The organism is Peribacillus sp. NPDC097225, from assembly GCF_044761955.1.
In the GTDB taxonomy this organism is placed as follows: Bacteria; Bacillota; Bacilli; order Bacillales; family DSM-1321; genus Peribacillus.
In genome coordinates, this window is record NZ_JBIWDJ010000003.1 from 1 (window position 1) to 12,152 (window position 12,152).

Annotated in this window: 5 protein-coding genes, 15 tRNA genes and 2 rRNA genes; 20 read left to right on the top strand and 2 right to left on the bottom strand. The window is 41.5% G+C overall.

The genetic code is table 11. The features are described 5' to 3' along the window. The 19 genes from ACIQXH_RS10000 to ACIQXH_RS10090 form a co-directional block, all read left to right on the top strand. A 23S ribosomal RNA gene (locus ACIQXH_RS10000) occupies positions 1-89 on the top strand; the annotation flags it as partial. 123 nt (positions 90-212) lie between these two features. Then, positions 213-328: ribosomal RNA gene (rrf, locus tag ACIQXH_RS10005) — 5S ribosomal RNA — on the top strand. A 9-nt stretch (positions 329-337) separates the two neighbouring features. Next, positions 338-412: transfer RNA gene (locus ACIQXH_RS10010), tRNA-Asn, on the top strand. Positions 413-416: 4 nt separating this feature from the next. Then, positions 417-508 (top strand) — tRNA-Ser (locus ACIQXH_RS10015). A gap of 10 nt (positions 509-518) precedes the next feature. After that, positions 519-593 (top strand) — tRNA-Glu (locus ACIQXH_RS10020). A gap of 15 nt (positions 594-608) precedes the next feature. Continuing rightward, positions 609-684 (top strand) — tRNA-Val (locus ACIQXH_RS10025). Positions 685-769: 85 nt separating this feature from the next. Next, a tRNA-Met gene (locus tag ACIQXH_RS10030) sits at positions 770-843 on the top strand. Positions 844-848: 5 nt separating this feature from the next. Continuing rightward, positions 849-924 (top strand) — tRNA-Asp (locus tag ACIQXH_RS10035). Positions 925-937: 13 nt separating this feature from the next. After that, positions 938-1,013 (top strand) — tRNA-Phe (locus ACIQXH_RS10040). A 7-nt stretch (positions 1,014-1,020) separates the two neighbouring features. After that, positions 1,021-1,096, top strand: a tRNA-Thr gene (locus tag ACIQXH_RS10045). Positions 1,097-1,108: 12 nt separating this feature from the next. Continuing rightward, positions 1,109-1,192 (top strand) — tRNA-Tyr (locus ACIQXH_RS10050). Positions 1,193-1,198: 6 nt separating this feature from the next. Further along, positions 1,199-1,272, top strand: a tRNA-Trp gene (locus ACIQXH_RS10055). A gap of 14 nt (positions 1,273-1,286) precedes the next feature. Then, positions 1,287-1,362: transfer RNA gene (locus ACIQXH_RS10060), tRNA-His, on the top strand. A 38-nt stretch (positions 1,363-1,400) separates the two neighbouring features. Then, positions 1,401-1,475: transfer RNA gene (locus ACIQXH_RS10065), tRNA-Gln, on the top strand. Between the two features lie 3 nt (positions 1,476-1,478). Next, positions 1,479-1,553, top strand: a tRNA-Gly gene (locus tag ACIQXH_RS10070). An 8-nt stretch (positions 1,554-1,561) separates the two neighbouring features. Further along, positions 1,562-1,635, top strand: a tRNA-Cys gene (locus ACIQXH_RS10075). A gap of 9 nt (positions 1,636-1,644) precedes the next feature. Beyond that, positions 1,645-1,725, top strand: a tRNA-Leu gene (locus tag ACIQXH_RS10080). A 422-nt stretch (positions 1,726-2,147) separates the two neighbouring features. Next, complete coding sequence (locus tag ACIQXH_RS10085; RefSeq protein ID WP_403123289.1) at positions 2,148-2,972, top strand: methyl-accepting chemotaxis protein; 825 nt, start codon at positions 2,148-2,150, stop codon at positions 2,970-2,972. Positions 2,973-3,285: 313 nt separating this feature from the next. Beyond that, positions 3,286-8,241, top strand: coding sequence for a S8 family serine peptidase (locus tag ACIQXH_RS10090; RefSeq protein ID WP_403123292.1), 4,956 nt, complete (start codon positions 3,286-3,288; stop codon positions 8,239-8,241). A 147-nt stretch (positions 8,242-8,388) separates the two neighbouring features. On the opposite strand, the gene ACIQXH_RS10095 is transcribed toward ACIQXH_RS10090, so the two are convergent. Beyond that, positions 8,389-8,874, bottom strand: a complete 486-nt coding sequence (locus tag ACIQXH_RS10095) for a TauD/TfdA dioxygenase family protein (protein ID WP_403123295.1) — start codon at positions 8,872-8,874, stop codon at positions 8,389-8,391. A 612-nt stretch (positions 8,875-9,486) separates the two neighbouring features. Continuing rightward, the gene (locus tag ACIQXH_RS10100; RefSeq protein ID WP_403123297.1) at positions 9,487-10,707 is read right to left on the bottom strand and encodes an ATP-binding protein; all 1,221 of its coding nucleotides are present in this window, start codon (positions 10,705-10,707) and stop codon (positions 9,487-9,489) included. Positions 10,708-11,006: 299 nt separating this feature from the next. Between ACIQXH_RS10100 and ACIQXH_RS10105 the strand changes: the two genes are divergently transcribed. Further along, entirely contained in the window at positions 11,007-12,146 is a 1,140-nt protein-coding gene (locus tag ACIQXH_RS10105; RefSeq protein ID WP_402867468.1) for a zinc-dependent alcohol dehydrogenase, read from the top strand. Positions 12,147-12,152: the final 6 nt, after the last annotated feature.

A 12,152-nucleotide genomic window follows, 5' to 3' on the forward strand; every position in this document is an offset into this window, starting at 1 on the left:
CCTGAAAGATGATCAGGTTGATAGGTCAGAGGTGGAAGCGTGGCGACATGTGGAGCTGACTGATACTAATAGATCGAGGACTTAACCAACGCTTTAAAAAGATGAACACCTTCTGATATTATCTAGTTTTGAAGGAATGAAAATTTCTTCTTGCATTTTTTAAAAAAGATGATATAATAATAGATGTCTTGAAAAAATGCTAACCAACAATGTTTGGTGACGATAGCGAAGAGGTCACACCCGTTCCCATTCCGAACACGGCAGTTAAGCTCTTCAGCGCCGATGGTAGTTGGGGGTTTCCCCCTGTGAGAGTAGGACGTCGCCAAGCTTGTATTGTTCCGCAGTAGCTCAGTGGTAGAGCATTCGGCTGTTAACCGAACGGTCGTAGGTTCGAGTCCTACCTGCGGAGCCATATTGGAGAGCTGTCCGAGTGGCCGAAGGAGCACGATTGGAAATCGTGTAGACGGGTAACCCTGTCTCAAGGGTTCAAATCCCTTGCTCTCCGCCATTTAATACCTGGCCCGTTGGTCAAGCGGTTAAGACACCGCCCTTTCACGGCGGTAACACGGGTTCGATTCCCGTACGGGTCACCATTTCGATAACTTATTGGAGGATTAGCTCAGCTGGGAGAGCATCTGCCTTACAAGCAGAGGGTCGGCGGTTCGATCCCGTCATCCTCCACCATTTCTTTTAAAAAGCATCAAGTTGTTTCTTTATGAATGGAACACTTAACACGAAAACTTGAGGCATATAGTAACATTATTATTATCGCGGGGTGGAGCAGTCCGGTAGCTCGTCGGGCTCATAACCCGAAGGTCGCAGGTTCAAATCCTGTCCCCGCAATCTATGGTCCCGTGGTGTAGCGGTTAACATGCCTGCCTGTCACGCAGGAGATCGCGGGTTCGATTCCCGTCGGGACCGCCATTTTTAATTGTTTGGCTCAGTAGCTCAGTCGGTAGAGCAAAGGACTGAAAATCCTTGTGTCGGCGGTTCGATTCCGTCCTGAGCCACCATAGTAGTGCCGGTGTAGCTCAACTGGTAGAGCAACTGACTTGTAATCAGTAGGTTGGGGGTTCAAGTCCTCTTGCCGGCACCATGTTTCATCCGTGGAGGGGTAGCGAAGTGGCTAAACGCGGCGGACTGTAAATCCGCTCCTTCGGGTTCGGCAGTTCGAATCTGCCCCCCTCCACCATCTTACAGGGGTATAGTTTAAAGGTAGAACAGAGGTCTCCAAAACCTCCGGTGTGGGTTCGAGTCCTACTACCCCTGCCAATTTTATTGTTATGGCGATTGTGGCGAAGTGGTTAACGCACCTGATTGTGGTTCAGGCATTCGTGGGTTCGATTCCCATCAGTCGCCCCATTTTCAATGAAATGATGGTATAATGAATATAATATTAATGGGCTATAGCCAAGCGGTAAGGCAACGGATTTTGATTCCGTCATGCGAAGGTTCGATCCCTTCTAGCCCAGCCATATGCGAAAGTAGTTCAGTGGTAGAATACAACCTTGCCAAGGTTGGGGTCGCGGGTTCGAATCCCGTCTTTCGCTCCAAAAATGTTGGCGGCATAGCCAAGCGGTAAGGCAGAGGTCTGCAAAACCTTTATCACCGGTTCAATTCCGGTTGCCGCCTCCAACAAATTTTGCCCGAGTGGTGGAATGGCAGACACGCTGCACTCAAAATGCAGTGCCGCAAGGCGTGCCGGTTCGACCCCGGCCTCGGGTATCATACGGTCGAAGATATTAAATACAAAAGGGATCTCAACTTAATTGTTGAGGTCCTTTTTGTATTTAATAAACATGAGATTTAGATTATACGTCAGAAAGGATGTGAAATATGTCCATTCTCAATTCAGGTTATGCAATTCTTTCTTCAAAAACTTAAGACATTCCCCTTACTTGTTATTTACTATGGTGATTGGATTATCAAAAATTCGAACCATAATGTTTTTATATGCGTTTAACAAAGCGTTAAACGCAATGCTCTTAGTGAACGAAACTTATTGAAATAGGTTGAAACGCTAGGTGGTTTGCCCTGGAATTTTCTAATGACATGATTAAATTGAAAAATAAAGAGTTCAGTATAGGCGTTCTTACCCATTATCCTGTAATATTATTACTAAACGTAATAACAGGGGGTTTTTTGATATGAGCATTTCTTTAAGGACTAACATAAGCACTCAAGTATTGGATGAAACATCCGTTTTAGCTGCACTGGAGTCAAATTTAGCAATGATAGAATTCAATCTAAATAGAGAAGTAATATGGGTAAATGAAAACTTTGCAATGACCTTGGGATATACAATTGACGAAATGAAAAATATGCAGCATCATCAATTTTGTACAACGGAATTCAGGAATACCCGAGAATATGAATCATTATGGGTTACCCTCAAAAATGGAAAAAGGTTTCAAGAAAAAATTCAAAGGGTCGGTAAAACCGGGAATCTCCTATGGCTCGAAGCCACCTATATACCCATCCTAAATGAAGAAGGTAAAGTCCATGCTGTTCTTAAAATCGCAACAGATATTACAGAGCGTGAAAACAACACAATAAAAATCATTTCTCAGCTAAAAGATATGCCTAAAAAATTAGTGAATATCGTTGTTGAGAATTCCAATGAGAAAATTCAAGCAGTGGAGTCACTAAAAAAACAAACGGGTTTAATAAGTGATGTATCTAAAATCATACAAACCATCTCTTTCCAAACAAATGTATTGGCCTTAAATGCAGCGATCGAAGCAGCTCGAGTAGGGGAACAAGGTCGAGGTTTTAAAGTTGTTGCAGACGAAGTTAGAAGATTAGCAGGAAATGTTGATAAAGCCATAAAAAATATAAATTCCAATGTAGAAAATATTACTTTAGACGTAGAGAAGGTTAGTGAGATAACAGAAGATTTACAAAAAATAATCATCGACACTCAATCCATATTCAATAAGACAATCGAAAAGTTAGAAGGGATGACTAAATAAATGAGAATGCTAGGTTTCCCTAAACTAAATATTCTTAATTTTTAAAAAAATATGGATAAAGAGAAATCATTACTTGATATCATAATGGAGTTATTGAAAATCTCTACAGATTGGCCCTCTTAGTATAGGGCTTTTTTTGTTTTCCAAGCTATGAGCTATATCAGGGCATGGGGCTGAATATTGAATCTAGGTATTAGGAATGATACTGCTAGATTTTTCGGAAAAATTATTGACAATGATAATCATTCTCGACTATGATGGTTTGGTGTGGTCCACCACATATACGGTAATGAGTAGGGAGAGAGCTTATTTTATGAGACAGAAAAAAACTTGGCTTCAAACGATGGCAGCAATTACGCTTGCCACATCTGCAATTCTACCAGTTGGTTCAATAGCTTCTGCGGAAGAGGAATCCAAAACAGGGACCGATCAATTAATAGTTAAATATAAAACGAATAAAGCCGCCTTATCAAAAAAACAAATGAAAAACATAGGTGTTGAAGATGTAGAAGAGGAAAATCAACTGGGGCTGTATGATGTAAAAGCTGAAGAAGCAAATACTGCCATTACAAAGCTTGAAAAGATGGATAACGTCGAATATGTTGAGAAAAATGTTACATATCAAACCGCTGAAACTATAGATGTAAATGATACATATTATAAAAACCAATGGAACTTAAGTGCCATCGATGCACAGGGCGCATGGGAAAACGTCAAGGATAATAGCAATCTAGTAAAAGTAGCTGTGCTTGACACAGGTGTTCAAGGTACTCATGAAGACTTAGCAGGCCGTTTACTAGAGGGGAAAACATTCGTAGAAGGATATGATGCAGCGTTTCAAGGGGATGACCAAGGTCATGGTACATTCGTATCCGGGATCATTGCCGCGAATGCTAATAATGGAAAAGGGATTTCAGGTATAGCAGGTGAGGAGAATGTCCAAATACTCCCTGTTAAGGTCATGAATAAATCAGGTGTTGGGGATGCCTTCAATATTGCACAAGGTATTGATTATGCAGTTGAGCAAGGTGCTGATGTCATCAATATGAGCATAAGCGGTGAATATAGCGAGACAATAGAAAAGGCCGTAAAGAATGCGGCGGACAAAGGTGTCGTCGTTGTAGCTGCTTCAGGTAACGGTGGCGGCAATGCAGATGCATCCTATCCTGCCGCTCTTCCGAATGTCTTATCGGTTGGTGCCATTGCTACAAAAGATCAAGTGTACGAGCGCTCGAATTATGGGAGCACGTTAGATATCGTGGCACCAGGCGTCAATGTTTTAAGTACATCATTACTTGGTGATTTAGGTACGGATGCAGGCCACTACTCCACTGGTTCTGGTACATCCTATGCTGCCCCGCATGTCGCTGCCGTTGCGGCGCTGTATAAGCTCAACCATCCAGAAGCGACTTCGAGTCAAGTGGAAGAAGCACTAACATCAACGGCAACTGATTTGAACGAAGAGGGCTGGGATGAGAAAACGGGCCATGGTAAGCTAAACGCGAAAGCGGCATTAGCGGATGATGTGGAAACTCCCGCATTAGCATTCGTTTTACCGAAAAAGAATGCGAATGTCGTTGGCACTACGACTGTACAAGTAGCGATTAATGATGCGAATACAAGTAAGACTATTTTCTATACAGATGAAGTAAAAGATGGAAATGTCATTGGGGAGGTAAAGACAGCGAGTCAAAGCTCGGTGCAATTCAAATGGGATACGACTAAGGTGACAGACGGGTCACATCAAGTAACGGCCGTTGCACTCGATTCGAATGGTAAAGAACTATCCCGTACTCAAACATCGGTGAAGGTAATGAATGCCCCGCAATCAGGCTACATGTTCACGGTTACGACACCAAGCGGTACGATTGCAAAAGGTGCATCCGTTAAACTGTATGAAAAAGTGGAACAAGAGGATGACACAAATGCTTATGGCTACAATGAATTGTGGACAGGCACGACAGATACGGAAGGAGCCGTTCGTGTACCGAGCCATGTGGGTACGGATTTGAAAAACTTACAAGTTGTTGTCCAAGGGAAATTCGATACGGCAAAAGGTAACTCGTGGTTCATGTATTCACGTGAGGTGGCTTCATCAGGAACGATTACGTTAAAAAGTGAAAATACCGTTCCAGTCGCATTGAATACGGTGGATGAAGAAGGAAAAGGTTTGCCAGGTGCACAATACTTCATCGCCATGAAAGATGCAAAGGATATGACATTAGGTTCAACGACAATGATTAATGAGGAAGGTGCGAAAGAGGCACCGACTGTCTATTTAGATAAGGGCGCATATAACATTTTCTCCTACCATAAGGCCGAGGGGAAAACGTACTTCCTATCAAATACAGCAGCCCAAGTAGGGAACGATACGAAGACTTTGAATTTTGACAGCCGTGAAGCTGGGGAAGTGGCCATTGATAATCGTGATAAGGGACTGGAAAATGGCGTGTTGTATTTATATAATGATGCCATTTCAGAAGCAATCGGTTCAGACGAAGTCATCACTGGTCAAAAATTCTTTGTCACACCGGGTGACTATGATTATATGGTTGATGCGGAAGTGAAGGATCCGGATGGCGGGGAAAACTGGGTTTACGTACTTGCGAATGATAAAACAAAAGCCGTCATCAAAAAAAATAAAAAGACGGTGATTAAAGCCGGTGGTTCAATCGATATTACAAAATTTGAACCGGATCAAGAATCACTTAAAAATTACTACAAGCAACGGGGCTTAACGTACATTGAACGTCCTTATCCAAATATTGCGTATAAACTAGATAAAGCATTTTACACGAAGCAAACATTTGGTGATGATTACGGCAATAAATTAGCGGGCATGTACCGAGGCTCCCTACATTCAGAAGATGCTTTGTATAAAAAAGATGTGAATACAGGAAAAACCGTGACCACTGTGGATGATGAAGCACAGATCGAAACGATTAACTTTGGTGATATTTATTCGAAGTACAAAGTTATGCGACTATCTGATAATAAAGTGATGCTTGATAGCCATGCGAAAAACGCAACAAACCCAGCCAACCGCCAATATTATTTCTATTCTTTCTGGGTGACGAGCAGTTCGGACGTGACGGAGGGAAAATATGAAATTTCACTGACGTTGGATGAAAATCCTTTAGCAAAAAAGGGCTTATACAAGGCAATCCATATTGACATGCAGGATTCAGGCACGACGATGCAGGTGAAAAATGAAAAAGGAGATAATGTTCCATCATACATTACGATCAATCGTTTAGAGAAAACGGAAGATGGCGATTCGGAATGGGTCCAATCTCTGGGTCAGAATACGGATACGACGAAAAGTTTATCATTACCAAGCAATCTCGAATTAAGCGATGAAGAAAATGGTAACATGGCGATTATTCGTTACATGCAGCCATCAGGTGAATACTCGTATATATTCCGCCAGTTCACCAGTTTAGAAGAATTAAAGAACATCTCCATTCCGGATAATATGCAAAAGGTTGCGGTGACGGCGATGGATGGGGACAAAAAGCTTGATGGTGTCTCTACAAGACTTTGGATGATTAAAAAGCCTGTTACAATAGGTGGTCAAACAACCTATATAACGGCGAATAACTTACAAAATTATAAGTATGATTCAGTTTATCTAGAACCAGGCAACTTCGTCATGGAAGGGAACTATGTTTCATTACCGGATGAAAACAACCAAAAGGCTAACTATTATTTCCTTGAACCAACAGTACAAGTGAAAGATGGTCAAACGAATGCAGTTATTTTCGATAAAGAGAAATTAGCCCGAGTGAAGGTCTCAGCTGACGCAACAGGCTACAGCGATGTACGAGGGGCCATTATTTATCCGTACAACGAATATAGTCAGTCCTTTATCAAAACATTACGCGTTGGTCATACCTTTTATGTACCGTCCAATTTAAAAATGGATTTACAAGTTCAACTAGGTCTTGGCGACAATGAATCAGCCAATATCATTTGGAACTACTTCCTATCAAAAGGTGAACAAACATTCCAAAAAGGGCAGCAAGTCCAGTGGCAGGTTGGAGGCGACTTCAAGGCTAATATTGCCCTCTTAAAAACTAAACTGCTACAGGGAGACAAGCTTTCCGGTCATACTTCCATCAAGGATGCATATGGGAATGCCGTATCATCGGTATTAGTCAATCAGTCGACTGACTTCAGCATAGCCGACGATGCACTCATTGCCTATGAAAAACAAGCGAACGGCCAAATTGTTGAAAAAGCAGTGAAGAGCGACTATACGATTAGTCATGGTGGAACAACGGCTTCAGCATCAAGTGTCAAGCCTGTACTGTGCATTTACGATAAAGCGGATAATAAGGTATTCGAAGACGCCAGTCTGGATTATTACGGACATATCGATGATAAGGATGTATCATTGAAGGACGGTCAATATCGTGCAGAATTGGCACTGGCCGCAAGTCCTAAAGGACCAATCGCATCAGCGAAGAATACGGGTCTATTCCAAATCGGTAAAGATGCGGAGATCGTAGCACCGGTTCCGGGTATCAAAGAGGAAGTAAAGGTACCGACTATCTCACCGGTCACCGACCAAACAACCATGGTAAAAGGAAAAACAACGCCTAAAGCGGTTGTGACCTTAAAAAATGGTAAAAAGAATATCAAATCGGCAAACTCTGATAAAAATGGGCAATACACAATGAAGATTTCCAAGCAAAAAGCGGGTACGAAGTTATCTCTTTCTGCGACACTAAAAGGCTATAAGGCTAGTAAAGTAAAAACGATTACCGTGCTCGACCGCACTGCGCCAACCGTAAAGCCCATTACAGTTACAGATAAAACGAAGGCTATCACAATCGTTACCGAAAAAAATGTGACGATGACATTCACAGCAAAAGGAATGACGTATACTAAGCCTGTTTATAAAAATGGAAAGTATACATTGAAAATCGCTAAACTCCCTGCCAAGACGAAATGGACATTGATCGTCAAGGACAAAGCCGGGAATAAAACGAAGAAAACAGGCGTTGTATTAGACCGCACTGCTCCAAAAGCAGCAACTGTGGAAAAAGTGACAACGACAACTACTGTCGTAAAGGGAAAAGCGGAGAAAAAAGCAACGGTCACCATATATAAAGGAAAAGAAAAAGTAGCATCGGGTAAAGTCAATGCGAAAGGCACATTCTCAATCAAGGTGCCAAAGCAAAAAGCCAATACGACATTGCATGTTGTCGTCCAGGATGCAGCGAAGAATAAGTCAAAAGTGGCGAAAGTTAAAGTTGGGAAATAACTACGAACCAACCTCCGATATAGGAATATCGGAGGTTGGTTTTTTTTAGCTCTAAATGATTTGGGGGTAACAAACAATTCAGGGATAGAAAAATAATCGGATTGAATGTCTTACAATTCAAATGAAGATCTGGAGTCCTATCAACATTTAATCATATTCATTTGTATGAATACCCCATGCTTCATCTGCAAGCTTTTGCAAACCTACCGGAAGGTCTTCATATGCTTGATTCGTATTCGCCCAAACCGTGTCTCCACCCACATTTGGAATGGTGACGCCTCTTAGAATGGAGTATTTGGGAACTTCGGGAACGAACGTGACGTCAGTATGCCAATGGTTGGCTTTGGCACCTTGTTCCGAATCGAGCTCGAAGATATAGTTGGTATTGTCTTTTACGGGTACGGTTGGATGAGCGTAGGGTTCACCCAATAGACTGGAAAATGCTTCTTGGCCTGCATCGTCTAAGTGGTGTTGCCCTCTGAAGAAAACCACTTTATGCTCGTTCAGTGCTTGTTTGATTTCGTTAAAAATAGCCGGGTCCAGGTCTCCGCTTAATTGAACACCTTGAATCTCCGCTCCGATTCTTCCTGCTACTGGTACCACTTTCACTTGTTTTGTCTTAACTTCAGTCATACTATATTCCTCCTCAATTTTTGAAATGAATGTCTCCTTGATATAACCTTATCAAATAAAAATATGGTAAAGTGGGGGACCACTGGAAAAACCCACTACGCTCTATAGCTGCATGATGTTTCAGAAAAATCCACTTTGAAAAATTTCTTTTTTCTTTCCACTAACTAGAAGTCCCATTTTTTAGATGGGTTGATTTTCTAGTGAGGTTTCACTGACATTTACAATACATCCCGCTAATACTAATCGAGAGACCGTACCTTTTTAACTGGTACTATTCCTTCAATAAGTCCCCTCCTTGTTTTAAATTACACTTTACCTACTCGAATAGTCGACTTTTAAGACGTAAGAAACAAAAAAGAGATCCAACAAAGAGTTTCCTCTTGTTGAATCTCTGGTAGACCAGTTGATTCCGAACGTCTAACTATATGGTCTATTCTGGAAAGTGGTTTGTGTATGAATGCATCTTACCAATGATTAGATGAGTTTGTCAATGACTTTTATATTATTCTTATAGTTTTAGTTGGAATAAAAGGCAAAATTGTTTTAACGTCCAATAGAAAAGGATGACCTTATGATAGCGGGTCACCCTTTGTACCTATAGTATCAATACACTCATCCCTTATATACAGGGAAATAAATAATAAAGGAAGTTCCTTTATTCACTTGGCTTTCAACGACGATTTTCCCCTTGTACTTTTGGGCAATGGTATAGCAGACTGTCAGACCGATACCGGTTCCTCTATCTTTCAGTGAATAAAAGGGGGTGCCGATTATTTCAAGCTGTTCTTTGGATAGACCGATGCCTGTGTCGGTTATTTTGATTTTTGCCATGTCTCGTTCCTGACTGGTCTCGACGATGATAAATCCTGGATTGTTCATGGATTCAATGCCATTTTTCATAATGTTGACCAGTAGTTGCTTGAGCTCAATGGGATTGATCTTTATGATTAAATCTTCCTTGAATAGTAGTTGGAATCCTATATTACGATTGTTTGCAAAGCTGGTCAAAAGGTCAGAGGTCTTCTGGATTTCCTGATTCAGCTGGATGACCTCAATATTATCGGTATGGGGTTTTGCCAATGATAGATAGTCATTGATAATGACCTGTGTGAATTCCAGTTCGGTAAGCATCGTTTGTACGTAGAATTTTTCCGTTTTGTTCAATTCCTTTTCTTGATCCAATAGCTGGGCAAATCCCTTTACGACCGTAATTGGGTTTCGAATCTCGTGGGCGATGGTGGCAGCAAGCTGACCGACCGAATCCAATTGCTTGGCTTGTTGTAATTCAGTATGAAAGGCATTTATGGAATTCATCCTGTTGTTTGTACTGATGAACACAAAGGCCAAGATGATCTGGATCGCGATGAAATTCAAGATGTTTCCGAAACTATCAAGCGAGACGTACTTATATGTATATTGTAAATCTGTATGAGAAATAAGATGGATGGAAATTGGACCAAGTATGGCATTTGATGCAGCTACAATGTAAAATCCGATTTTATCAAATAAAAATATGGGGATTAAGGGTGCCATAGCAAAGATGGCCATCATGATGGCGGTATCTGGATACAACCAGAATTTCAGGTAAAGGTAAATCGTCATGAGAAGAATGAAAATCGTTTTCCATTTGTTTTCGTCTTTTTTTATGAAAAAAAACAAAGAGATTATGATGCTGGATATCAGGATAACTTGTATAGACATATCGATAGGGTCATGATTCCAGCTTATTGGCGATACGGAAATGCCTACCACTAGTAATAAAGACAACACAATCATGAAACTCTTAAGAATGAATCGTTGTTGGTTTTGAAAATACTGATGGTTTTTTAACATACATCACCTTATTCTAAAAATTCTATTTAACTAATAGTAATCTTTTCCTGGTTCTTTGTAAATCAGAAAAGATAGGGTGTGTGTTCAGCTTTTGATTTCCTGTCTATTACTAGAGTATGAAAGGCAGGTCTGTAAGGAAGTTGTTAGGCGGCAATAGGAATAGGTAGGAATGTATGCCCTGATTGAATCGTGGAAGTTTATTTTTTTACAAAATTTTCTTTGAAAATTTGCAAATGGGGACATATTAGTAAGATGGACGGGTATAAAAAAAGTAATAAGAATCCATTAGGAGGTTGAATATGAAGGCGGTAACTTTTCAAGGTGCAAAGGATATAAAAGTAAAAGAAGTGGAGGATCCGAAATTACAGCAGAAGGATGATATCATCGTACGGGTGACATCGACGGCGATTTGTGGGTCCGATCTTCATATTTATCAGGGAGCGCTCCCGACACATAAGGATTACGTCATTGGCCATGAGCCGATGGGAATCGTGGAGGAAGTCGGACCGGAAGTCACGAAGGTAAAGAAAGGGGACAGGGTCGTCCTTCCTTTCAATATTTCGTGTGGACATTGTTATTATTGTGAACATGATATGGAAAGCCAATGTGATAATTCGAACCGTAATGAAGAAATCGATACGGGTGGATATTTCGGCTTTACGGAACGTTATGGGAACTATCCAGGCGGACAGGCTGAATATTTGCGGGTACCATACGGAAACTTCATGCCATTCGTGATCCCGGAGTCGTGTGAACTAGAGGATGAGGCGCTTCTGTTCATGTCGGACGTGCTCCCGACCGCTTATTGGAGTGTGGAGAATGCGGGTGTGAAGGAAGGCAGCACGGTCGCCATTCTAGGGTGTGGACCAATCGGTTTGATGGCCCAGAAGTTTGCCTGGATGAAAGGCGCCAAGCGTGTGATTGCCATCGATAACCTTCCCTACAGGCTGAACCGGGCAAAACAGATGAACAAGGTGGAGACGTATAATTTCGATGAGTATAATAATATGGGTGCCTATATTAAGGAAATCACTTCAGGCGGAGTGGATATCGTCATTGACTGCGTCGGAATGGACGGAAAAAAATCAACCATTGAAGCCATCGAGCAAAAACTAAAGCTTCAGGGCGGAACATTAAGTGCCATCGAGATTGCGATGAACTCAGTCAAGAAATTCGGTACGATCCAACTGACCGGTGTATACGGATCCAAATATAATATGTTCCCGCTTGGTAATTTATTCGAACGGAACATTAACCTGAAAATGGGACAAGCCCCGGTCATTCACTACATGCCGATGCTTTTTGATAAGATTACAAAAGGTGAGTTCGATCCGACAGAAATCATCTCACATAAAGTCCCGCTCGACCAAGCGAGTGCTGCTTATCAAATATTTAACGACCATGAAGATGAATGCATCAAAGTCGTGTTAAAACCATAAAAATGC

Bases quoted from the DNA above. Each gene is read 5' to 3' on its own strand.
- ACIQXH_RS10100 (WP_403123297.1), bottom strand. From the start codon at position 10,707: ATGTTAAAAAACCATCAGTATTTTCAAAACCAACAACGATTCATTCTT.
- ACIQXH_RS10090 (WP_403123292.1), top strand. From the start codon at position 3,286: ATGAGACAGAAAAAAACTTGGCTTCAAACGATGGCAGCAATTACGCTT.
- ACIQXH_RS10095 (WP_403123295.1), bottom strand. From the start codon at position 8,874: ATGACTGAAGTTAAGACAAAACAAGTGAAAGTGGTACCAGTAGCAGGA.
- ACIQXH_RS10085 (WP_403123289.1), top strand. From the start codon at position 2,148: ATGAGCATTTCTTTAAGGACTAACATAAGCACTCAAGTATTGGATGAA.
- ACIQXH_RS10105 (WP_402867468.1), top strand. From the start codon at position 11,007: ATGAAGGCGGTAACTTTTCAAGGTGCAAAGGATATAAAAGTAAAAGAA.